Consider the following 24,275-nt stretch of genomic DNA (forward strand, 5'->3'; position numbering starts at 1 on the left):
GGAAGATTCAAGCGTTTTGAATCGGTTGTTAGTGCGATTTTTTCTGAATTGTTAGATTAGCCTAGAATAGCTAATCCAGGGGTATTATAACCGCCTAATCTATTGCTTTATCGAGGTTGAATTGTTAGACCCAATCAACCCTTATAGTTTCAACGATTGGATGAGACCCAGGTAGATACAAATGAACACCATGTCTATGGCTAGCTACAGATCTTCCCAAAGGCTAAACCCACTTTCGTTATTAGCACAATTATCTAGTCGTCAGGCTAATGGGTGTTTACAAGTATCTAGTGGCTCTGTTTCTTGGTCAGTTTATCTAGAACAGGGAAAACTGATTTATGCCTCAGATTCAGTAGACCCCTTTGAGCGACTCGACCGTCATTTGCGTCGCCTCAGTCGTCAAATCCCTACGCTGGTTAGTGCAGTTCGAGTACAGGTTCGTCTAATATTTGAATCCGACTTGGAGAGTCAATCCAGTCAAAATCCTGAGTACCAAGCCATTTGCTGGTTAGTCAATCAACAATATCTCAGGGAGCAAGATGCCGCCAATCTTATCGAAGAATTGGCAGAAGAGGTAATTGTGTCACTTCTTTCAGTCAAAGAAGGAAGTTATCAATTAATTGAACAAGACAAATTAGATGAACTCCCTAAATTTTGTCGTCTCGATTTGCGAACGATAGTTGAACGCTGCCACGAACAGTTACGACGACAACAGACTGTACAATCAAACAGCGTAGCTTCCGAACATCAACCTAAGCCTGTTGCTCAAAACGGCGCTCCGACTAAACTAGAAGTAGTTCCCAAAACTCCTGTACAGAGTAATACAGCACCCCCAACACACCCTACAACTATAGCTGGAATCAACCCCGGCAAGCAGCTCTCAAAAAGCACCTATACGATTGCTTGTATTGATGACAGCCCAACCGTTTTAAATGCCATCAACTCTTTCTTGGATGATAAAAGCTTCTCCGTTGTCATGATTAATGACCCGGTAAGAGCGTTAATGCAAGTTGTCCGAATTAAGCCAGATCTAATTTTGCTGGATGTGGCGATGCCCAACTTAGATGGCTATGAGCTGTGTTCTCTTTTACGCAAGCATTCAATGTTCAAAAATATCCCAATCATTATGGTGACGGGAAATACGGGATTTCTCGACCGAGCTAAGGCTAAACTGGTCAAAGCATCAGGCTACCTGACCAAACCTTTCAACCAGTCGGAATTACTAAAAATGGTGTTTAAGCACTTATCTTAGGGAGTCTTCACTTGTGCTTGATTCATACCTGATATCACCTTCGTCAATGGCGGCACAAGTGGAGAATCTATACACCTCATCCGGAGCAAACTTAGCAAGAGTCGAGTTAATTAATTGTGAGGCCAGGAAGCATGAGTAAAACTTTGATGGGCACAATTTTAATCGTAGATGATAACCTCTCAGAACTGGAATTAATTAGCCATTATCTGAGAGAAGGAGGTTATACCGTCATCAATGCTGTTGGAGCCAAAGAAGCTCTCAATAAGGTTTTGGAGCAAAAGCCAGATGTGATTATTACCGATGTTGTCATGCCTGGAATGAGCGGTTTTGAGTTATGTCGTCGCCTCAAAACTCATCCTGATACAGAAAAGGTACCCATTGTCATTTGTTCTTCTAAAGACCAGGAAATTGATCGGCTTTGGGGAATGAAACAAGGTGCCGATGCCTACCTAACTAAACCTTTTACCCGCGAACAAATTCTTCGTGCCATCAAAGCCGTTGCCGTTTGATTCAACGCTTTAGCTGAAGAATCAAGACTAAAGACTGAAATAGATAGGGTGGTATACCAAAGGCTCTTGACAAAACGTTTCTCACATCTTTAATTAACCCCCACAAGGGCCGGAGATTGTACCCAAAAATCATAGTTCTTACTTCTTTTGTCAATGAATAGTTCAGCACTCGCCCACATTACAAAGCCCCATCCAAACAAGAAAAATCTGGGGGATGCCTATCTCAAATTTCAGTTTGGTCAACAAACACAGGCTGTTTTATCCATGAGTCAGGCACAGGAGGTTTTTGTCTTACCTGTTGGGCGTCTGACAGCCATGCCAAATATGCCTCCCTATGTCATGGGATTGTTAAATCGGCGTTCAAAAGTGCTGTGGGTCATTGACTTGGCTAAGATGCTGGGATTACCCGGAATCGAAACGAATGTTCAACATTACAATAGCGTAATTATCAATAGTGGGTCAGTCTCTCTATTGCTCATTGTGCAATCCGTTGAAGGGGTGTTGCGCCTAACACCAGAAAATATTCAACCCCCCCTGGGGCAAGTCTCATCAGGTCTAGTGCCCTATTTACGCGGATGTGTCTTGCTCGATACAGAAATTTTATTAGTGCTAGATGCCGAGGCGATTATGCGATCGCCTCTTCTACACAACACTTAGGCTCTATTCACTGGGGGATAGAAACGTCTGAATTGTTCAGGATGAAGGAGGAAAAAAGGTTCTACTCTCACCACCTAAAAATAATTAGAAAATCCTGGGATTCGTGAAAATTTACATTGACCTTAATTCTAACCATCCACCTAATTTTCATCCTTCATCCGCCACTTCGGGAAAGGAGCAAGAACCTGACATCTTTCCTCCTTAATTCGCAGTCCCCCAAAAAGCCAATTTATTATTATGTAATGGTGCTGGTTTCATGGTTAAACAATTCAATACAGCAAGCTCTGGTGATAATTCAATTCCTGATAGCATCAGCCAAAATAGCTCTCTTCACAATTCCTCATTTCATCCGGTCTTGGATGCCGAACCTGTTCGCACTGGCGTTACAAAATCCATGATGGATAGAACTTCACTTCAGAATGAGAGTACCCTGAAGGCTTACGTACCCCCTCAACCACTCAACAGCTCTAGTGCTGCGTCTTGGTGGGGGCGGATGAGCTTCAAAACCAAAGCAACCGCTTTAGCAATTGCCCTTGGCGTCCTCCCAGTCATGACGATTGGGGGAACCAGCTTGGTTATAACCCAAAGCGCTATCAATCAGGAACTCAAAGAGGCTGATGCATCGGGTCAAACCGTAAAAGCCCAACAAGCCAAAGCCCTAAACAATCAACTAGCCCTCATCCTACTTTTAGGCATGGGGGTAACAGGAGCACTGGCAGGTTTTTTAGCCACTCTCTTTGCCGAACAGACGACCCGAAAACTGCGACACGCCACTCATGCTCTTGATCAACTGAGCAAAGGGGAAGTGAATACCCGCCTATTGGTGGAAGGCTCTGACGAACTCGCTCTCCTCGGTTCTAACATCAACGGCATCGCTAACTTTGTTGAAACAATTGTTTTAGAGCAAAAAGCCAACCGGACGAAACTCCAAAACTATGCCGATACGTTGAGCGCCTCCACTCGTGGTGACAGCCAATTCCTTTTCGACCAAGCCGTCAATCAAGCCAAAGAGGAACTGGGCGTAGAACGTGTGGTCATCTATGGCTTTGAACCTGATTTATCCGGCTGCATCGTTGCCGAAGCCGTCGATCAGGGTTGGCCTAGAGCCTTAGCCGACCGCATCAGTGACCCTTGTATTCCAGGAAAACTCCTAGACGAGTACAAGAGAGGACGAGTCGTTCCCACCAGTGACACCCGGGCTACTAATTATTCCCCTGCACACCTACAGTTGTTAAACCGACTACAGGTAAAAGCCAACTTAGTGGTACCCATCGTCGCCGCCGGTAACCTCCTCGGTCTACTGGTGGCGCATCAGTGTTCCAGCACGCGGGTCTGGCAAGATACAGAAGTTCATTACCTCCAGCAGTTAGCCACTCAAGTCGGACTGTCCTTAACGGGTGTGAGTTTGGCGCAATCAAGAAAAGCCGAAGCCGAACGCGCCCAACAACTGAATGAAATTATCTCTCGTGTTCGGGAATCGATCAAAGTCGAAGAAATTTACCATTCTGCCATTACAGGCATCCGAGAAGCCTTAAAAACCGACCGCGTCATGGTCTATCTGTTTGACGAAAACTGGCAGGGAACCATTGTGGCGGAATCCGTAGGCAGTGGCTGGCCCAAAGCCTTGGGGGCAAACATTGCTGACCCCTGTTTTGCCGAGCAATATGTGGAGAAGTATAAGCGGGGTCGAGTCAAAGCCACCGAGAATATTTACGACGCGGGCTTAACCAAATGTTACCTGGGTCAACTCGAACCGTTTAAAGTCAAGGCCAATTTGGTCGCCCCGATTCTGGCAGAGGGCAAGTTACTCGGTTTGTTGGTGACCCATCAGTGTTCCAGCACGCGGCCTTGGCAGGAAGCGGATATCACTTTCTTTAAGCAGGTGGCGATTCAAGTTGGTTTTGCTTTAGACCAAGCTGCTCTGCTTGAGCAGCGAGAACAAGCCCGGATTGTCGCAGAAATGGTTTCTGTGGAGCAACGTCAAGAGAAAGAAGCCCTCCAGCTTCAACTGTTAGAACTGCTCAGTGATGTGGAAGGGGCAGCGAGGGGTGACCTGACGGTGCGGGCGGATGTCACCACTGGGGAAATTGGGACGGTGGCGGACTTCTTTAATGCGGTAATTGAGAGTCTGCGGGAAATTGTCACCAATGTGAAAACAGCCGCGACTCAGGTGAACACGTCACTGGGAGAAAATGAAGGGGCAATCCGTCAGCTTTCGGAAGAAGCCCTCAAGCAAGCTCTTGATACGACTCGCACCCTGGACTCGGTTCAAGAAATGAGCCGTTCGATTCAACAAGTGGCAGAAAACGCTCGTCAAGCCGCCGTTGTCGCTCGTACTGCCTCAACCACGGCGGAAACCGGTGGGCTGGCGATGGACCGCTCCGTGCAAAATATCCTCGGTCTGCGAGAAACTGTTGCACAAACCGCTAAAAAAGTCAAGCGATTGGGTGAATCGTCCCAGCAGATTTCCAAGGTGGTTTCCTTGATTAACCAAATCGCCCTACAAACCAACTTGCTAGCGATCAACGCCGGGATTGAAGCAGCACGGGCGGGTGAAGAAGGTCAGGGGTTTGCGGTGGTAGCGGAAGAAGTCGGGGAGCTGGCAGCGCGATCGGCAGCAGCGACGCGAGACATTGAACAAATTGTTGAGAATATCCAAAAAGAAACGACAGAAGTGGTCGAAGCGATGGAACTGGGTACAACCCAGGTGGTGGAAGGTACCCATCTGGTTGAGGATGCCAAACAGAGCTTGAACAAAATTTTGGATGTGTCTCGGCAAATTGACACGTTGGTGCAATCGATTTCAACCGCAACGGTGTCCCAGGCGGAGACGTCTCAAGCCGTTACCGAGTTGATGAAGGAGATTGCTCTGGTCTCAGAACGCACATCTGACTCTACCCGAAAAGTCTCCGGTTCTCTCAAAGAGACCGTCGGGATTGCTCAGGAATTACAGGCATCAGTGGGTACATTCAAAGTCGGTGATTAGTGATTGTTCATTGAGGAAAGGTTCAGAGTTCTCAGGTTATCAACCGTGAAAGATAGAACCTATCAAACATGAACCATCCTTTAACGGACTCATCGACTCTCGGACTATTTAACAATCACCTTTTCTACCATGTCACAAGACAAGGAACGTGAAATTCAGCTCCAGTTCCTCGAAGAAGCCCAAGAGTACCTGGATACCATTGAATCAGTACTCCTCGGTCTAGCCGGTAGCCACATTGATGGCCAACAAATGGATGCTGTCCTGCGAGCAGCCCATTCGGTCAAGGGTGGTGCTGGAATGATGGGGTATCAGAGCTTGAGTCAACTGGCTCACCGTCTGGAAGATTCTTTTAAAGTCTTAAAAGCTCAGAGAAACTCCATCGTTATTGACCCGGAGCTGGAAAGCTTGCTACTAGTAGCCGTGGATCGCCTGCGCCAGGTGCTGGTTCTCAACCGCCAAGGGACTGACGTTGAACAACAGTGGATGGTGAATGTTGGCACCCCGGTGTTTGACCAGCTCTCATCACGTCTCGGTGACCCGGTGGCAGATGATGCCGCCACCATGCTGGGAGCAGAAGACGGCACCAATGTGGCAGCGCTGCTGTTTGAGACGGAAGTGGAGGGGTGTCTCAAACGCCTGGAGTCCGTTTTAGATGACCCACAAACGCCTTGCTTAGAGGAAGAATTGTCTATTATGGCCCAAGAGCTGGGAGGCTTGGGCGAAATGCTACAGTTGGAAGCTTTTACCCAACTGTGTGAATCCGTGATTCAACACCTGGAAGCGGCCCCAGACGCGGTGAGAGAGATTGCTTCTTCAGCACTCACGGCGTGGAAGCGATCGCAAGCTTTAGTCCTGGTCGGTCAAATGAATATCCTACCGACCCAAATCGACTGGTCGAGAGGAGAGATGCCTTTCGACATCTCTACAGATCAGAGAACTCAACCGATTTCGATTCCAACCCAAATCGAAGCGACCGATCTAATTTATTCAGAAGAGGAGTTGGCGGCTGCCTTTGACATCGATACATCTGAGCCGACTCCCTTCTTTACTAACATTCCAATTCCTTCACTGACTGCCGACGAGGCGGAAGTGGAACATCTGATGGATGAGATTTTTGAAGGGCCTGTTGTAGTACCCTTCAATCACACTTCTACTTCTGCATCCGTCCCCATCGATTCCCCAACCCATGAAGACATTGCGGCAGAACATTCCTTATTCGTAGAGGAAAATTGGCAAGAGGAGGAATTGACCGCAGCCTTTGATATTGATGTACCGACGACTTTGCCCACGGTTCCTCCAACTCCGGTTCGTTCATACACGACCCAGTACGTCAAGAGCAAGGATGAGTACACAGAAGAATCCGTTGCGGTACCGACAAGCAGCACCTCTCTTTCTAGAGAAGTTCAAACGGTTAAGAGTGAAGTTATCTCCAGAGATATCAAATGGCAAGAAGTCAAGCCAGATTCCACATCCAGTCCTCAAACGGCAGAAACTCAGGAAAACACAGTCCGAATTCCAGTCCGGCAGCTTGATCGACTCAACGAGCTATTTGGGGAACTCACCATTGAGCGCAATGGACTCTCATTGCACTTAGGACGTTTACGTAACCTGATGGAAACCCTCAGCCGCCGAGTTGGTAATCTGGAGCAGTCGAATATGCGCCTCCGGACTACCTACGACACAGTGGCAACCCAATCAGTTCTCGAAGGAACTCTTTTGAGGGGACTGGGGAGCGGAAACTGGGGACACGGAGGACAAGAAAAACCGGGCAATACGGCTTTTTCGTCCAAATCTGCTCAATCCTCAAGTCCTCATGAAACCACCTTCCCCCTGAACAGTCAGTTCGATGCCTTAGAAATGGATCGCTACAGTGACTTACATTTGTTGTCGATGGAAGTGATGGAAACCATCGTCCAAATTCAAGAAGTCACCAGTGATATTGGACTGACGCTTGAGGATACCGACTCGACAACTCGTGAGTTAAACCAAACAGCCAAGCAGCTACAAACCCACCTCACCCGACTCCGGATGCGGCCTTTATCCGATTTGGTGGGACGATTTTCCCGAGCTCTACGAGACCTTTCTTTACAGTACGGCAAGCAAGTTGAACTCAAAGTTGTAGGAAAAGGAACCCTAATTGACCGAACCATCCTGGAGGCTCTGAGTGACCCCTTGATGCATTTGGTGCGTAATGCCTTCGACCACGGGGTTGAGGACGTGAAGGCAAGAGAGATGCAGGGTAAACCAAGAACCGCTGTGATTGAAATTAAAGCCGCTCACCGGGGTAACCAGACAATCATTACCGTCAGTGATGATGGCAAAGGGATTAATCTGAACAAAATCCGAGCCAAAGCGGAAGCCATGGGCTTGGATGCAGAATTACTCGCTGCCGCCAGTGAGGACGATTTACTCTCACTGATTTTTGAGCCTGGTTTTAGCACGGCGGAGCGAGTCACTGACCTATCGGGTCGGGGTGTGGGTATGGATGTTGTTCGCAACAACCTCAAGCAGATCCGTGGCGACATCCGAGTGGATACAACTCCAGGTCAAGGAACAACTTTTACTCTCACCGTTCCCTTTACCTTGTCTGTTGCGCGAGTCTTGCTGGTGGAAAGTAATGGCATGTTGTTGGCCTTCCCCACCGATGTGATCGAAGAAATGCTCTTACCCACTGTCGGTCAGGTTTATAAAACCCCTGGCAGCGAAGTCCTCAAATGGGAAGGGGAAATGGTTCCCCTGACTCGTTTAGATGAGTGGCTAACGTTTTACTGCCCCCGGAGAGTCACAACGCCTGAAGGTGTACCCAGCATTGGTGAACCAACAGTGCTGATGGTCAGTCTTGGGGAGCAGTTGCACGGGCTGGTTGTAGACCGCTGCTGGGGTGAACGAGAGGTGGCTATTCGTCAAGTGTCTGGACCTTTGGTCATGCCTCCTGGCTTTGCTAGTTGTACGATCCAAGGCGATGGAAAGGTGGTACCACTGGTTGATGCTGCTTCTCTGCTGCGTTGGGTCAAGAGTGAGCGTGCGCCAACAGAGCGAGGCGTAGGGGCTGGGGAATGGGGACTCGGAACGAGTCAAGAAGACAAGAGGAATTTGACACTTCATTCGTCCGGAGATGAAACTAAGGCGATCCCCAATCCCCAATCCCCCATCTCCAATCCTCAATCCCCAATCGCTCAAAGCCAAAAAGACACGATTCTCATTGTTGATGACTCGATCAATGTCCGCCGATTTTTAGCCTTGGGCTTAGAAAAAGCCGGGTATTTGGTGGAACAGGCCAAAGATGGTCAAGATGCGGTAGAAAAACTGTTGGGCGGATTGATGGTTAGTGCCGTGATATGTGACATTGAGATGCCTCGTCTGGATGGTTATGGGTTTTTGGCTCGAATCAAATCAGACCCAGCTTTTAACGAGTTACCGATTGCCATGCTTACCTCTCGTAGTGGCGAGAAGCATCGACAACTGGCGATAACGTTAGGCGCAGCCGCCTATTTTTCTAAGCCCTACAACGAGCGAGAGTTATTAACAACCCTTCGAGAGGTGATTACAGAAAGTCGAGGAATATTGCCCATTCCTTCAGGCGTCCGATAAATCCCAAGGTTGGAAATATAGAACGTATACAAGATACCGCGCTACTCGCCACCCAAGCTTGCCTTCTTTTCATCCCCAATTCCCGATCCCCAGCTATGGCTATTTTTTCGCCTCTTGCGTCCCGACGTAAAAGCCGGCGCGTTGCCGAAGTCACCCAACAACTAATCGTTTTTCGCCTACTTGATGTTGGCTTTGCCTTACCGATTAGGGCTGTCCAAAAAGTGATCCCCGGAGACAAAATTTATGGCGCACCTGGGGGTGGTGGGGTGAGTCTAACTCTTTATCAAGAGCGAGAGTTAATTGTCATAGACGTAGAACATCGGATTTTTAGAGGTACACCGAGTAAAGATTCCTTCAAAGATATAAGTCATCAAGCAGAAGAAGCACCTACTGATACAGCTCCGGTACAACATTACTTACTGATTGTCCAAAGTTCCTCTGGACAATTAGTAGGATTACCGATTGTCGAGCCACCCACTTTACAGCGTGTGCCCTCCTCAGCTTTTGCCCCCCTCTCAGCGTCCTATCTTTCTGAAGGCAATCTTCGATGTGTTAGTGCACTAATCAAACGAAATAACGACCAACCTCCCCTATTTTTGCTCAATCCAGACCAGTTAGTTCAGTCTGATCTGGCTTTACCCCCAGCATGATGTTGACACTCTCTGCCCTATAAGTGCGGAGATTCTTGGTTCATCGACACGCCAATAGACATTGGTTATCCTTGCCGCAATGCTTCAAAGAGATACCCATTCGAGTCACACTCTACTCAACTATTCGCTCTCTCATTATTAGTCGCTTGAGCTTGGCGTAGTCACTTCCATCCACATGACTCCCAATATGCCTAATTTTTCGCAAGAAACAAAACAGTTAGGCAAAGAGACGTGCGATGCGTTTCGCTGCGGCTTCTCCAAAAAAGTACGCCGCAGTATAGACTCTTGGACACTCGATAACGTAAACGCTCGTAAATTCGCTAAGGTTTCGCTATTGCTATCGCCCTCTGAGTAGCTTGGCTTCACACTTTCTGGGAATGGATCTACTTCAGCACCGATTTCTGTAACCTGGGGTTCAGCGGTTACCGGAGATTCCTCAGCAACATTTTGGGGGGGTAAATCACCTTTACTCTCTTCCTTCGATGAGTAATATTTCTGAATAGCGCTCACGACAAGAGCAATTAGAGGCAAGGTGTTTATACCAGTATTGGTTAATTTTCCTGGGTCTTTCTGCCCAGAAGGTAACTCTAAAGACATTGTTGTCACAAAACTTATTTGTTGTTTGGGGTGGAGTTCTGAAGGGCTGTTAAGTTCCTCTAGGGTGACTTGGATTTGCCTTTCAGTCGAGTGCTGTCCGGGAGCTGAGCTATCAGAAATGGCGAGATTTTGTTGAGGAGCAGCAATATTTAGAACAGCCTTCCATCCTAAAGACACCTCAGTATCAGCAGAGTCAAAGTTTCTCGATTCTTGATGCTGCGTCACAGGAAACACGATGAATTGGACTTGAGTGGCTCCGTGGTGATTGATGTTCCTTTCTGCCTCTTCAGCCTGGGAAACAGTAGAAGTTGATGCCACTGGCAACGACCTTGACCTCGGAGTATCCACCGTCTGTGACGACGCAAAACCGTCAACACAGTTAGAAAGTGGAGACCTAGAATCGGGGATTTCTAGAGATTTTTGGGTCTGGAGATAACGGCTATCAGTTGCAAGCATTGCAGGATTAATAATTTCATCCTGAGTTATGTTGTCGTTTGAGTAATCAGGCTTTGTGACCAAAGTTTGACTTGGGTCTGGGTCAAGTTTGGTAGGACTATCAACTTTGTGAGTTATGTTGTCGTCTGAGTAATCAGGCTTTGTGACCAAAGTTTGGCTTGGGTCTGGGTCAAGTTTGGTAGGACTATCAACTTTGTGAGTTATGTTGTCGTCTGAGTAATCAGGCTTTGTGACCAAAGTTTGACTTGGGTCTGGGTCAAGTTTGGTAGGACTATCAACTTTGTGAGTTATGTTGTCGTCTGAGTAATCAGGCTTTGTGACCGAAGTTCGGCTTGGGTCTGGGTCAAGTTTGGTAGGACTATCAACTTTGTGAGTTATGTTGTCGTCTGAGTAATCAGGCTTTGTGACCGAAGTTCGGCTTGGGTCTGGGTCAAGTTTGGTAGGACTATCTACTTTTTCCTCCGATTGGGAAAAGGATAGATTTTGCGTGGGTTCAGTCGGTGGAGAAATTGTTGATTTTTCTTCTTCTTCACGTAGATGTACTTTCCCTACATCAGAAGAGGGTGGTGATTTTGGTTCATCAATTGGTCTGTCAGGTAACTTCCAGGAATATTCCAGGTGAATACCGGAACCGCGTGTGGAACCAATCCCAAGCGCCTCTAACTCCCTGAACCAGGAACGAATGACATCAGGTCGTGGACGGTGGCGACTATCGTAGCCAGTCTGAACTGTTTTGGCTTTAATCCAACTATTGCCAGTTGCTTTGTCCATCCGTTTAGATAACTCCACAACCTTGGCTAAGTTCGGTGCCATTTCTCCCAAATCGGTCGAACAGTTGGCGTGGATCAGCTTAACTTGACCAATGTAGAACTTAGCTAGTGCGATCGCACGTTCAATGATAGAAAGTGGGATTTCTAGATCAGGGAGAGTTTTACCTGCTGTGAGTTCATAGAGGATGTGAAGATTGAGTGCCAGCCGCCCGATGTAACCTTCCATTTTGGAATAGACAGCTCTCATGCCTGGTGAGGGATGGGAGATACGAAGCTGCTCTAGCTGGTTATAGATGGGCTGGTAACGCTTGAATGCTTCCCTTGAGAGTCTGTATTCTCTTTTTGGAAGTTGGTCGATCGCACGATAGTAATTTAATAGATGCTCGGTCAGATCAAAACTGTCGCTGTCCTCATCAGCCAGTTTGGCAGCCGCTAGAGGTTGATTGACAAACAGGAACCTTGCCCATTGACCATCTGGATCGGAGCAGTCCTTCATCAGTTGTTTGAGGACGTCTGGTTGAATGGTGCCGTAGATGGAGAGAAGCAGTCCATCGAGGTCGGCTTTAGTTCCAGCAGCGCGTAAAACAGTTGCTCCTGTGCCGTCGAAAGCGGAGAGGATGTCTTGGCGATCGCTTCCACGACCCCCGGTATATTTGTTCTGAGAGGCGAATAATCCTGCTAGTTCATCGACTAGAGCTAGAAGTGCTTTATCGGGATGAGCTTGGAACTGATAGAGAAGCCCTTCTCCGGTGGCATTGGTGAAGTAATAAAGCCGCTGTTGAGGTGATTTGGGTTTGCCCTGGGGAAATCTTTCAGAACGCTCTTTTGACTTGCACCGATCCCAGATGACAATGTCTTTTTCGTACTGAGTCAAAGCCTGTTGGTAAGCTTCTCGTTTTTCCCCCTGGATAACGGAGAGGGGCTTTTTGATAATGGCTTTGAGGATGGGCGATTTTTTCTGTCCTGACTCAGACACTAACCCAGCAAAGAGGGTAGGCGGAACGCTGAAGCCTTGGCCTTTATGAATGACGAGTTCAGTTTTAATTTTGTGGAGACTTGAAACGGCGACCAAGAGTGAGGTAAGACACACCTCAGGACGGATATTGAGAGAATGTGCCAACTGAGTCAGGGGTTGAGCAAGGTCAGCGGGGAGAAATTCGCTCAAGTTTAGGGATTGGTCTCCAAGTTGGAGGAGGTTGTCCACTTCAGATCTGCAATGCTCCCTCGATTGTTCTCGCTCCAATTCCTGGTCTATCGTTTCAAATAACCGGGCAATTTCCCGCTCTGATATTGCAGGATTATTGGTTCTGATTCTGATTTTAGCGGCTTGTAGTTCTGAGGGTGGTAAATCTTGAATCAGAATGTCTTTGATTTGGTTTCTGATTATTGCTAAGAAAGGCTTTTGTTCAAGCGATTTAACCACCATTGTTCCCCTGACCCTGTTGTTATCATCTTTGCTGTTGTCTTCGTCACCATTGGGGCTGCCACCTGTAGATAGGCGTCCACCACCTCCAGAACCATTCCCACTGCCGTGGCAAAACTCTGTGGTAATAACTTCTTGGATATGGGCTGGACATTTGGCTTTAAACGTTGCCTTGTCCAGCCGATAAACTTTTTTCCAGCAACTCTCCTCACCACCTCGGTAGAGTGCGGCTGGATGGCAAGAGGTTGGATCAATTGTGTGGAGAATGCGATTAATTCGGTCGAAGTCCAGTCCTAACTGAGTGCCAGCGTAATGCGCTAATGTCACTGCATCGCTAAAGATCGAGATGCCATTGGACTGTGCCCAGTTCTGCCAGCCGTACCATTCTTTAGTAGCTGTTGTCAGAGCTTTTGAGCGATCAAACTTCAGTTGCGCTCCGTTGGAGCCTGTTGGACAATTGCCGTGTAAAATGTCGCGACTGATGTCGTTGCCCAACATATCCAGTGGGATGCAGCCCACAGAAGGCTGATGTGTAAAGGATGTTAGCGTAGCGGGGTTTTGTCCAGTACGAAGAGGTTTTTCATCCTTTAATTTCCTTCCTCCACTTTCTCCACTTGTGTGTGTTTTTTTTGTGGAATAGATTCCGATCGCATCCATTGATTCGACTTCTACGGGGATCGCGCGTTGAATCGATTGATAAGGATTGCCAGAAGGCCCAATTGTGGGAGCTAACACGGTAAAGCGTCCTTCAAAGAGCGCTTCGCCGATATGAGGACCACCAGGTGTTAGGGAGAAGTTGGTAAAGTTGGGTTTTTGTTTAACTTTGATGCCAATTCGCCAGCCACCTGAATGCGATCGCTCAATGAATGTCTGCTTCAATTCAGGATGTTTCAGAATTGACAAGGCAGCCGTGTCACACTCTTCCTGGGTTGGGAACTGCTTAACGTCAAAATCGAGCCAGACGGTCTTGTTCCAACCTCCAAGCGTTCCAACCCCGTTGCTAGGATTGGTAAACCAGGCTTTTATCTCTGAACGTTTTGGGAGTCGCTTCTGATACTTCCGATGATTGATTAAGCGAGGGTTGCCTTCTACGTCTATAAAGGATGGATTTTTGCCAGTGTAAAGGGGTATCGGCTGGAGGTCTGCTGTAACTGGACAGTGTGCCCATACACCTTGATCTTCGTTTCCTGGAGCGATTTTGTAATATTTCCAGGCCGATTGAGCGGGTGCTACCGGTAGGACTGGGTAGTTGTGAGAGATCAGCCAGTCAATAACTTTTTGGCGTTCTGAAGATATGTCTCGATTAATTGGAGTGTGTACCATCTCATTTACCTCCCTGGTTAACCGTGTACAGGTTAGATATCAGCTCTAGCTGTTGGTTTGAGCGGCTAGACCTGTAGTCAAACAACGGAATTATCGTGTACATTGGAAGTGACATAACGTGTATGCTGACATAACGTGTGCATTTGAAGTGGCATTCATTGTGGCATTGCGTGTGCATTTGAAGTAACATAATGTGTTCATTTGAAGTAATATAACGTGTGCATTGGAAGTGACATAACGTGTGTGCTGACATAACGTGTGCATTGGAAGTAACATAACGTGTGCATTTGAAGTGACATAACGTGTTTATTTGAAGTGACATAACGTGTTTATTTGAAGTGGCATTGCGTGTGCATTTGAAGTGACATAACGTGTGCATTTGAAGTGACATTGCGTGTGTGCCGACATAACGTGTGTCGTGACATTGGAAGTGTCGGCGGTAGAAATGTCGGTAGCTAAGAACTATCGCCAAAGCTATCGCTTGTAACGTGTACATTACATTTACATTTATAGGTAGATCTTTTATCGGGGATCTACCTATCTGTTTTTTTAAATTTGCTTGAGTCTCATTTGGTGAAGCGAGGCTAGTAATTCTGCCAGGTCTTGGGGTAGAATGAAGTACAGAAAGTTTCATATCTTTAAGGTATCCACGTTCAGTTCTTAGCTGCGTGGGTGCTTTCATTTACAGGGCTGGTTTGCTGCTTTGGTTAGGCAAGAACTTGGGGCAGCACCGGCCTTTAATTATTTGTCAAAATTCAGCTTGTGGCTTTTCATTGCGAAGTCTTTCCGAGTCAAGATCAAGACGGTAAGATTCTTGGCTTTAGGGGAGTTCTGTGACGTAAGTGTTACCACTGTTGCTAGTCTCGGGAAGGGAGAGTTAGATATGTGGTGTTATATCGACAGAACAAACCTGGACAATATGGAGAATGTTTTCCATTCCCACGTTGTCAAGACTGGCAAGATGCACTCTATCAGCCGAGAATTTAGGCAAATAAGTACAAGGCCGTGGGGAGCACGGTTTTAACTTGGGTTGGAAGCAGCTTGAACCCTTTGTGCTCTTCTTGTTTCCTAGCGGGATGCTAGGGGATGTTTACTTTTATTCGTCGGTTTCCTCTTTGAGGGTGTCTCGGCGTTTTTCCTGTAACAGTTTTTCCTGTAACAGTTCTTCTAGGTTCTCGTTTCGGAGAACTTCTTCTATCATTTCGCGGACGGTATCTGACATCGTTATCCCTTTCAGGTAGCAATACAGTTTAAATCGCTCTTTTAGTGCCTCAGGCAATCGAAACCTGAGGTAGTCGTCCCTTTCCAGCGTTTGTTGCTTCTGGATATTCGTCATCATCTAAGTTCCCAGATGCGTTATGTCTAGCCGTGTGCTGTGATAACAGCATAGCAGATAATTTAATTGTTTTTGTGTGATTCAGCAATAGGTATTTGGAGGTTCTGCTCCTTTGTTTTTCTATGCAATAAAGTACTTAATTAAGTAATGCAGTAATGCAGTAATGCAGTAATTATTGGGTTGTGTGGTTTGGAGAGGGAGTTTATTTGTTATGTCTTAATTCCCTAATCCATTGTCTGCCTTTGGCTTCAGCACTCTTAGCGCTGTAATAGGTGCCGCTATGACGGTAGACTACGCCGTTGAGAGAAAGGGCTTCAAAGTGGTGTGCGTGGGCATCTTTGTACACGAGTAAGATGAGTCCTTGGATGACGGTGATGAGGTGAATTTTGGTTGGGGTCATGGTTGCAATTTACGGTTTTGATTCCTGCACTGTTTACCCCCCTCAGTCCCCCCGAATTCAAGGGGGGAAGCTAGACTCCGACTCCTGTTCTTCCCTTAGCAACCGGAGGTCAGACTCCAACTCCTGTTCCCCCTAAAGCATCGGGGGTTAGGGGGGTTATGCAAGTTCTGTGCTGAATTTACTTTTGAGTTGTTTGGGATATGTGTATGGCGGGTTGGACGCTTGGGTGAGAAGCATCTACGGGCTTGGGCTTAGAATGGGTTTTAGCTGAATAAGGGTTCTGTCCTGGGAAAAGGCTGTGATAGCTTTCCCAGGTGTTGTTTGATTCCTTGTTTGGGGGTCGTGTTTGCCTTAATGCACGGTTGTGCATTGGGTGGACTGCTGACCCGGTCTGGACGGGCGGCGTGTTCTTATGGGTACTCTCTTGAAGTCCTTTTTTGGGCTGGGGTATCCACAGTAGTCTTGCCGACTTGGGAGCTGTTTACTTGCTGTTAGTCTGCTCCATAGGCTGTTATAGGGCTGTTCTTTTGCTTCACAATGACTTTACCTTAAACGCGTAGACATGGCAAGTGACGAGATAAGGAGAATAAGCATCAAGCTGCCACAGTCAGAGTACGAGCGGCTAGAAGTCTACTGTCAAAAGACTCACAGAGGCAAAACAGAAATTATTCGAGAGTTTATCAGGTCGCTGCCTGAGCCTGAGCCTGAAATTGAGAAGAAGTAGTCACATACTCTTTGTTGAGTTCATAAGCCATACATTAATCCATTTTTTGTACCTGTATTGTATGGCGCATGTAAGGCAATGGCAAGCAACCCGGCTCAAATCCAGAAAAAGATAACGTTCCGTTTACCCCTAGTCGAGTTAGAGCGTCTAGAGGAAGAATCCCTTAGGACTGGCAGAACTAAGACGGATATCCTACGGGAATTCATTCGGACGCTTCCGCGCTCTCCAGAGCCTGAACCTAAGTCTGAGAAAAAGTAGGCACACCGCAATTGGGCACGAATATGGCAAGTGACGAGATAAAGAGGGCTACATTCAAGCTGCCTCTGTCAGAGTACAAGCGGCTAGAAGCCTTCTGCAAAAAGACCTACAGAGGCAAAACAGAAATACTGCGAGAGTTCATCAGGTCGCTGCCTGAGCCTGAGCCTGAAACTGAGAATAAGTAGGTGAAGGTGAGGGGTGGGTGCGCTCCTATAGTTGCTTGTTTTTAACACAACGGCAACCAATAAAAAACCGCCTACTCAAGGCGGCTTATACGGTAAATATTCAACACTCAGAAATTTTTTGTCACTTTTCTGACGTTTTAGACGCTTTCTTCTTATTCCAGTATTGCTTTTCTGCTCATGTATTCATCCCGGCTAATTAAATTTCGATCAAAGGCAACCTTTAAGTTGTAGAGCTTTTCAAAGTTATGGATTCGCTTGTTCAACTTAGCTTCTGTTACTTCAAATTCTTCGGGATCAATTACTCCCATGTCTTTGAGTTCTCGGAGTTTTTGTAGTTCGGCTTGAACTTCTTTTTTTGTTCGGATTAGCTCTTGTGCTTTTAGTTGATCGGCTTGCTTAGCCTTGATTTCTTTTATGGCTTCTAGAAGTTGCTCTCGTTCCCAATCGAGTTCCTTAATAGGAATGAATAAGGGCACAATAAATTCCTGAATTACAGGCTCAGTTTTGCGAAGCGTGTCAGCAACAGCCTGCCCTATTAGGGTATAGCTTTTCTCAATTTTTATATCGATTTCCTTAATTTTGATTTCCAATTTTGAGAGTTCTTCATTTCTTTGGGCTTCGGCTGAAGTTTGAGTTGATACTTCAGACATTCCTTCATTAATTGCCCGACTTAGATTACTGAAAATTTTATTCATGGCTAGTGGCTCCTTTGGGATTAACAAACTCTAAAGGTTTTGGAATTACAGTGAACTCAGAATGATTTGTTTTTGTAGCTTGAATTCTTCTTCTGAAATTTCGTTGACTTCATATTTTTCCTTGAGTTGCTTCAGTTGGTTTATAGCTTCTTGTTTTGTTTCAGAATCACTGACTTGTTTTTCGTTTTTCTCGAAACTATAAGCTAAAACCGATGAGGATTGTTTTTGTAGCCGCTGTTGAGCTTTATTAACTGCCATTACTTGTTCGGCTGTTATAGCTCCAGTTCCTATCAGACCCAGCAAATTGCTAAAGCTTTTTGAATTTTCTTCTGCTTTTGTTACTAAGTTAAACATGAAGCTAACAGCAAAAACATAGCCTAAAATCTTAAGACTATTGATTCCTCTATTTAAGTAAAGGAGTCCACCTGGTAAAAAAATAAAGCTTAAGATTCCTGCTATAACAGCATTTTTAGAAGACAGTTCCTCAGTTCGTGCTATATCTCTTTTCGTAGGAATGAATGGATTACATTGATTTTTAGGTTGATTTTCCAATGTATCTTTATTCATTTCCTTGGCTTCCTGAGTTAATAATTTTTTGTGACTTATCTAGTTTTCTCATTCCTGTAGTTTTTCCGCATTGGCGAAATTACTGAAAAAAAATTTTTGTAATTTGGTATATCAGTGAAAATACGGTTATATTTTTTGCCAATACAGTCCCCCCCACTGTGGAGGTCAGTAAGTAGGGTGGGTTACGGCTGTGCCTAACCCACCAAATGCCTGTTACCTCATCGACATCGATGCGTTACGCGAGAGAAGTCGCATCCTACTGAGTACTGACTGTAGTTATCAGGAAGTCACGCTCAAGACGAAAGCCAGTCCTGTGCAGGGACTGGTAAAAATGCTGCTGAAAATGCAGTAATGCAGTAATGCAGTAATTAAGGTCTTAATGCAGTAATGCAGTAATGCAGTAATTAAGGCAGGTTACACGCAGCCGTAACCCACCAGATAACTGTGAGTAGAATGATGGAGAATCTTACCGAATATCGAGAAGCTGAAAGCTGTTGACACTAGGCATCTCTAGAAGCCAAACTCGGACACAGGTAGAACCAAAAAAATATAGCGGCTTTTGGTGCGATCTTGATTAACCCGTCCGTTAGCACAACGGGATGTTCCTTGTAGGGGTTGCCTTCTTCATCGCCCAATTCCGAATAAAGCCCTGCCCAACTATTTGATTAGGGCGGAATCGTTCAGTCGTGACGACCGTCAAATCGAGCTAAAGCGAAAAGATTTAAAACTACTATGACCTTTTCTCAATCAGAACAATCTTCGTCTCAAGAACCTCGCCGATTATTGATTACGGGAGGTGCTGGGTTTATTGGCTCGAATTTCGTCCATCACTGGTGTGAACACTACAAGAGCGATCGGGTAGTGGTGCTGGACGCCCTCACCTATGCCGGGAACCGCAACACACTCAAAGAGTTAGAAGGACTGGAAAATTTCCGGTTTGTCCAGGGAGATATTTGCGATCGCGCCTTAGTCGATAATCTGCTCGAAGAAGAAGCGATTAACACCGTGGCTCACTTTGCGGCGGAGTCTCACGTTGACCGCTCGATTTTAGGACCAGATGCCTTCGTTCGCACCAATGTCGTTGGCACCTTCACCCTCTTGGAAAGCTTCCGGCAGCATTGGGATGGTCGAGGCAGCAAGAATAGCGATCGCTTCCTCCACGTTTCTACTGATGAAGTCTATGGGACGCTTGGGCCAGACGACCACCCGTTTACCGAAACCACCCCTTACGCCCCCAATAGCCCCTATTCGGCATCCAAAGCAGGTAGCGACCACCTCGCCCGCGCTTACTACCATACCTATGGTGTGCCGACCATCATCACCAATTGCTCCAATAATTACGGTCCCTACCATTTCCCCGAAAAACTAATCCCCCTGATGTGTATCAACATCCTCCTGGGCAAACCCCTGCCTGTTTACGGGGATGGACAGAACATTCGGGATTGGCTGTATGTCCGAGACCATTGCAGTGCACTCGATACCGTCATCCACAAAGGGGTTCCCGGCGAAACCTATAACGTCGGCGGAAACAACGAAGTCAAAAATCTTGACCTCGTTCACATGCTGTGCGACCTAATGGATGAGTTAGCGCCCAACCTACCCGTGAAACCGGCAAAAGAACTCATTACCTTTGTGAAAGACCGACCGGGACATGACCGCCGTTACGCCATTGATGCGACTAAAATTAAAACAGAACTGGGTTGGTCTCCCTCTGTAACCGTAGAAGAGGGACTGCGTCAAACCATTGAGTGGTATCTGACTCATGAAGATTGGTGGCGACCCTTGCTGTCAAAAGAGTATCAAGAATACTACGCCCGCGTTTACGCTTAGACCGTTGGGGTCTTTCAGGGCGGAGTTGATCAAGGATAGATTAGAAAATACCGAAACATTGATTGTCCTTCAGGGTTGACCTACTCGCAGAACTCACTTGAGAGTGCCGCTAAGATGTCTTTAAAAAGACTGAACAACCGAGTCTTAGTAATCCAATTGGGAGGTAAGGCTTGACGCGAGTCGGATTAGTTGTTATTGGACGAAATGAAGGCGATCGCCTTCGCCAGTGCCTGCATTCCGTAACCGGGAAAGTGGCACGCATTGTCTATGTCGATTCTGGATCGACGGACGGCAGCATCGAGTTGGCGCGACGCTCTTGCGTGGATGTGGTAGAACTTGACCTGTCCACCCCTTTTACGGCTGCTCGTGCCAGAAATGCGGGATTCGACCATCTGCTCTCAGTCGAACCCCAACTGGACTTTGTCCAATTTGTGGATGGAGACTGTGAGATTGTTGAAGGCTGGATTGATCGCGCCGAAAAGGAACTTGAATCCAACCCAAACATAGCTGTGGTCTGCGGTCGTCGGCGAGAGCGTTTCCCCGAACAGACAATCTACAACCAATTGTGCGACATAGAGTGGAATACTCCAGTCGGCGAGACCAAAGCCTGCGGGGGAGATTCCATGATGCGTGTCAAAGCGTTCCAACAAGTTGGCGGATTCAATCCCACGCTGATTGCTGGGGAAGAACCCGAACTTTGCGTCAGACTGCGCCAGAACGAGTGGAAAATTTTCCGTCTCGATGCGGAAATGACCCTACATGACGCACAAATGACCCGGTTGGGTCAGTGGTGGAAACGGGCAACTCGTGCGGGTCATGCTTACGCGGAAGGGTCTTGGTTGCATGGGGGCGAACCAGAGCGGCATTGGGTCAAGGAAACCCGGAGTATTTGGCTCTGGGGCTTGTTTATTCCTTTATTAGCCTTGGGGACAGCATGGCTAACCCACGGCTTAAGTTTGTTACTACTGCTCGTATATCCGTTGCAGTTCATTCGCACGTTCCTCAGCTTGCGCCGCCAAAACCTCAGCAGTAAGAACGCGGCTCTCTATGCCCTTTCTTGTACCGTGGGTAAATTTGCACAGGTAGAAGGAGCCTTGAGCTTTTTACGCGCTCGACTCAAGGGCAGCCAAAGTACACTGATTGAATATAAGCAGTGACGATGCGTGAGAGCACTGCAAGAGCGAACGTCAGGGTTAATCAACAGTTCCATGTCTGAGCAAATTCGATAGCGAAGCGAAGATCGCAAGAGCCGTTGATTATTGTTCAGCTTTTGTGACAATCCGTCACAGCAATGTTAAATTGACACACCTAGAGCAGAAAGCGTGCTTGGGATTTTTAGCTCGATGAGCTTGCCTTGACTATGAAGCATTTACCGAAGCATTTACCGACCTTACAACCCCTAGGACTTTCTCCCCAAGCGTATAAGTTACCGAAAGTAACGCGGGACTCATGGACGCCGTTTCAAGAGGGCTTGAACCGATGATTGTCTGCGTCCATGAAGATCGGGTTGAATATCTAGTTGGGCTAAAGCTTACCGTCTTGAGCCTCGCACGCTATTGCCCAAACCTACCCATCATCATTAGCTGTCCTCATCCCCCTGACTCCTTTCGTGACTGGGTTGCCGCCTTGCCTAACGCCCAACTGCTCAGCGACCCCAATCTCGGCGGACTCAGTTGGAACGTGAAGCCGAAGGTTCTTCTGCGCTGTCTCGATGAGGGTCATCGCGACGTGATCTGGATCGACACAGACATTCTGATCACCCAGGATTTCCGCCCACACTTCGCGCACCTTGACGACGAAACGGTGGTTGTTGCCCAAGAAGGTTACTGGGGACAGCACCAAGGTGGAACCCACCGAACCGTTGCTTGGGGGCTGAAGCCAGGTCGGACACTTCCCGCCACAGCCAACACGGCAATTACGCGAGTGACGTCTCGGCATGTTGAACTCCTCAAAGCCTGGGAAACAATGCTCAATCACCCGGCATATAGGAGGGCAATAAGCCGACCCTACTACGAGCGTCCGATGCACATGCTTTCGGATATGGAAGTGTTCACGGCGCTAATTTGCTCGACAGAATTTTCTGACATCCCTGTCGAGATGCTGGTGCGAGGCAGCGATATCGCTCAATGTTTCGGACCTGCGGGCTACACTCCCACCGAACGATTGAGCAACCTCCGCCAGAGGTTGCCCATATTTATCCACTCTCAAGGCGGTAAACCTTGGGAGAGAGCTCCATCTCCGGGAGCGGTTTGGAGTGCTGAGGAGCGGTTTCTCTCTTCGCTGCGGCGATACTACGATTACATACACTTAGAACTTTCTCCCTATACAGCTATTGCCCGCGAATACCAAGAACAGCTTGGGGAAGAGACGAGCTGGTTGGAGATTAAAAGTACTCCTGCACGCCTTTTTGCCACCCTGTCTGCGGGTCATCCCATACTGCAAGGTTTACCTCTAGCTGTTTTTGACGCTGGGGTTCGTCACGCCCGTCGTCTGCTCCGTATTGGTCGCTACCGTCTCGATGAGAGCTTCAACCTAGAGTCCTCACCTCTCGAAGCCATGCACGAATAAAGCTAAAAGTCAAGGTCTTGTTGTAACGCACTTGAGTTGAGCGAACTCGTACAGGGACAAAGAAGATGAGGAACATGACTGATCGAGAACTAGAGGAGAAACGTCAAGGATGCGAGTAGTGATTGTGGCGGAAAATGCCTCGGCGAAACTCGGAGGTGAAGCGTTCGATCCACTGCATTACTTTCGGGTACTGCGATCGCGTAATATTGAAGCCCACCTAGTGGTGCATTCCCGCACACAAGCGGAACTGCAAGCCATGTATCCAGAGGATTGCTCATACATGCACTTTGTCCCTGACACCTGGCTGCATCGGCTGTTATGGTTTTGCGAACAGCGCTTGCCGAGACGGGCGGGGGAGGTCACAATGGGGCTGCTCAGTCATCTGTATACACAAAGTATCCAGCGCCGCCTAATCCACCAACTGGTTCGCGAGTACCAAATCGATTTAGTTCACGAGCCAATCCCGCTCTCACCCAAATACCCGTCACTGATGTTCGGACTGGGAGTTCCTGTCATCATCGGCCCCCTAAACGGTGGTATGGAATTTCCGCCAGCATTCCGCTCTCGCCAAAACTATTTTGAGGAATTGACGATAGCCGTCGGTCGCCAAGTTTCTAATTTCTGCAATCGCCTTCTTCCAGGCAAGCTAAGAGCCAAGACACTGCTCGTAGCTAATGAGCGGACGAAACAGTCACTACCGAAGGGTTTGCGCGGCACAGTGATAGAACTGGTGGACAATGGGGTAGATTTATCCGTGTGGCGACCTGTGGCTCCAGTCCCGAAGGAGCCGAACCAGAGGGTTCGTTTTGTCTACGTCGGTCGGTTGGTGGACTGGAAAGCGGTAGACTTGCTGCTAGAAGCCTTCCAACCTGTTGCCGCCCAAACCGATGCCATCCTAGAAATCATCGGCGATGGCAAGCTACGGCAGGAACTGGAAGCCCTCTCGCAACGCCTAGGATTGACTGACAGTGTTATATTTACGGGCTGGCTGTCTCAAGCAGAGTGTGCCAAGAAGCTACAGCAAGCTGACGGAATGGTTCTGCCCAGCCTGCTGGAATGCGGTGGGGCAGTGGTTCTGGAAGCTATGGCTATGGGACTGCCAGTAATTGCCACAAATTGGGGTGGCCCTGCCGATTATCTGGATTCCACCTGCGGGTTTTTGATTGACCCGACTTCAAAAGAAGCATTTGTGAACGAGTTAACCGACGCCATGATCAAGCTGTCCCTGTCACCTGAACTTCGGCTCTCTATGGGACGCGCAGGACTTGAGCGTGTCCAGAAGTATTTTGACTGGGAGCGTAAAGTTGACCGAATCCTGGAAATTTATCAAGAGACTTGCGCCGAAAAGCCGACACAATGTATTGGTTCAGGCAGGGCAATATAGAACTCTGAACATGAGCAAAAAGTTTTGAATGGTAAACTCTCCAAAGATAGAGATTATTTCCCCTCTCGTAATCTTTGAAGCAAGAGGGGATGAAAGGTTTTGCAGAAGCTAGAA

At 47.5% G+C, this 24,275-nt stretch carries 18 protein-coding genes; 13 read left to right on the forward strand and 5 right to left on the reverse strand.

Going from position 1 to position 24,275, the window contains the following annotated elements; genetic code table 11:
• Window positions 1-181 precede the first annotated feature (181 nt).
• The 6 genes from MIC7113_RS31450 (at window position 182) to MIC7113_RS31475 (ending at window position 9,645) form a co-directional block, all read left to right on the forward strand.
• Window positions 182-1,252: a response regulator gene (locus MIC7113_RS31450; protein WP_015211494.1), complete on the forward strand. Its 1,071-nt coding sequence runs from the start codon at window positions 182-184 to the stop codon at window positions 1,250-1,252.
• 131 nt (window positions 1,253-1,383) lie between these two features.
• A complete protein-coding gene (locus MIC7113_RS31455; protein ID WP_015211495.1) occupies window positions 1,384-1,761 on the forward strand; it encodes a response regulator in 378 nt (125 codons plus the stop codon).
• A gap of 153 nt (window positions 1,762-1,914) precedes the next feature.
• A complete protein-coding gene (locus tag MIC7113_RS31460; RefSeq protein ID WP_015211496.1) occupies window positions 1,915-2,418 on the forward strand; it encodes a chemotaxis protein CheW in 504 nt (167 codons plus the stop codon).
• A 256-nt stretch (window positions 2,419-2,674) separates the two neighbouring features.
• Window positions 2,675-5,404, forward strand: a complete 2,730-nt coding sequence (locus MIC7113_RS31465; RefSeq protein WP_015211497.1) for a methyl-accepting chemotaxis protein — start codon at window positions 2,675-2,677, stop codon at window positions 5,402-5,404.
• A 129-nt stretch (window positions 5,405-5,533) separates the two neighbouring features.
• The gene (locus MIC7113_RS31470; protein ID WP_015211498.1) at window positions 5,534-8,995 is read left to right on the forward strand and encodes a hybrid sensor histidine kinase/response regulator; all 3,462 of its coding nucleotides are present in this window, start codon (window positions 5,534-5,536) and stop codon (window positions 8,993-8,995) included.
• A 95-nt stretch (window positions 8,996-9,090) separates the two neighbouring features.
• The gene (locus MIC7113_RS31475) at window positions 9,091-9,645 is read left to right on the forward strand and encodes a chemotaxis protein CheW (protein WP_015211499.1); all 555 of its coding nucleotides are present in this window, start codon (window positions 9,091-9,093) and stop codon (window positions 9,643-9,645) included.
• Between the two features lie 138 nt (window positions 9,646-9,783).
• Here the strand turns inward: MIC7113_RS31475 and MIC7113_RS34075 are convergent, their stop codons facing one another.
• From MIC7113_RS34075 to MIC7113_RS31495, 3 genes are all read right to left on the reverse strand, one after another.
• Window positions 9,784-14,214, reverse strand: a complete 4,431-nt coding sequence (locus tag MIC7113_RS34075; RefSeq protein WP_015211500.1) for a DUF3987 domain-containing protein — start codon at window positions 14,212-14,214, stop codon at window positions 9,784-9,786.
• A 1,096-nt stretch (window positions 14,215-15,310) separates the two neighbouring features.
• Window positions 15,311-15,553 carry a hypothetical protein gene (locus tag MIC7113_RS31490; RefSeq protein WP_015211502.1) on the reverse strand — a complete coding sequence of 81 codons (243 nt, stop codon included), beginning with the start codon at window positions 15,551-15,553 and terminating at the stop codon, window positions 15,311-15,313.
• A 199-nt stretch (window positions 15,554-15,752) separates the two neighbouring features.
• Complete coding sequence (locus MIC7113_RS31495; protein WP_015211503.1) at window positions 15,753-15,950, reverse strand: hypothetical protein; 198 nt, start codon at window positions 15,948-15,950, stop codon at window positions 15,753-15,755.
• 562 nt (window positions 15,951-16,512) lie between these two features.
• Between MIC7113_RS31495 and MIC7113_RS35200 the strand changes: the two genes are divergently transcribed.
• Together MIC7113_RS35200 and MIC7113_RS31500 are read left to right on the forward strand one after the other, a co-directional pair.
• Window positions 16,513-16,674: a ribbon-helix-helix domain-containing protein gene (locus tag MIC7113_RS35200; RefSeq protein ID WP_015211504.1), complete on the forward strand. Its 162-nt coding sequence runs from the start codon at window positions 16,513-16,515 to the stop codon at window positions 16,672-16,674.
• A gap of 78 nt (window positions 16,675-16,752) precedes the next feature.
• Window positions 16,753-16,932, forward strand: coding sequence for a ribbon-helix-helix protein, CopG family (locus MIC7113_RS31500; RefSeq protein WP_015211505.1), 180 nt, complete (start codon window positions 16,753-16,755; stop codon window positions 16,930-16,932).
• 337 nt (window positions 16,933-17,269) lie between these two features.
• On the opposite strand, the gene MIC7113_RS31505 is transcribed toward MIC7113_RS31500, so the two are convergent.
• The gene (locus MIC7113_RS31505) at window positions 17,270-17,812 is read right to left on the reverse strand and encodes an SHOCT domain-containing protein (RefSeq protein ID WP_015211506.1); all 543 of its coding nucleotides are present in this window, start codon (window positions 17,810-17,812) and stop codon (window positions 17,270-17,272) included.
• Window positions 17,813-17,857: 45 nt separating this feature from the next.
• Entirely contained in the window at window positions 17,858-18,379 is a 522-nt protein-coding gene (locus MIC7113_RS31510; RefSeq protein WP_015211507.1) for an SHOCT domain-containing protein, read from the reverse strand.
• Between the two features lie 190 nt (window positions 18,380-18,569).
• Here MIC7113_RS31510 and MIC7113_RS37070 point away from each other — a divergent pair, with 190 nt between their 5' ends.
• The 5 genes from MIC7113_RS37070 (at window position 18,570) to MIC7113_RS31530 (ending at window position 24,161) form a co-directional block, all read left to right on the forward strand.
• Window positions 18,570-18,731: a hypothetical protein gene (locus MIC7113_RS37070; RefSeq protein ID WP_155898308.1), complete on the forward strand. Its 162-nt coding sequence runs from the start codon at window positions 18,570-18,572 to the stop codon at window positions 18,729-18,731.
• A gap of 380 nt (window positions 18,732-19,111) precedes the next feature.
• Window positions 19,112-20,209 carry a dTDP-glucose 4,6-dehydratase gene (gene rfbB, locus MIC7113_RS31515; RefSeq protein WP_015211508.1) on the forward strand — a complete coding sequence of 366 codons (1,098 nt, stop codon included), beginning with the start codon at window positions 19,112-19,114 and terminating at the stop codon, window positions 20,207-20,209.
• 170 nt (window positions 20,210-20,379) lie between these two features.
• Entirely contained in the window at window positions 20,380-21,366 is a 987-nt protein-coding gene (locus MIC7113_RS31520; RefSeq protein WP_015211509.1) for a glycosyltransferase family 2 protein, read from the forward strand.
• A 292-nt stretch (window positions 21,367-21,658) separates the two neighbouring features.
• Window positions 21,659-22,777, forward strand: a complete 1,119-nt coding sequence (locus MIC7113_RS31525; protein ID WP_226883732.1) for a nucleotide-diphospho-sugar transferase — start codon at window positions 21,659-21,661, stop codon at window positions 22,775-22,777.
• A 109-nt stretch (window positions 22,778-22,886) separates the two neighbouring features.
• Window positions 22,887-24,161 (forward strand): glycosyltransferase family 4 protein, encoded by a 1,275-nt coding sequence (locus tag MIC7113_RS31530; protein ID WP_015211511.1) that lies wholly within the window; start codon window positions 22,887-22,889, stop codon window positions 24,159-24,161.
• Window positions 24,162-24,275: the final 114 nt, after the last annotated feature.

Origin of the sequence: Allocoleopsis franciscana PCC 7113 (assembly GCF_000317515.1) — a bacterium.
GTDB lineage: Bacteria > Cyanobacteriota > Cyanobacteriia > Cyanobacteriales > Coleofasciculaceae > Allocoleopsis > Allocoleopsis franciscana.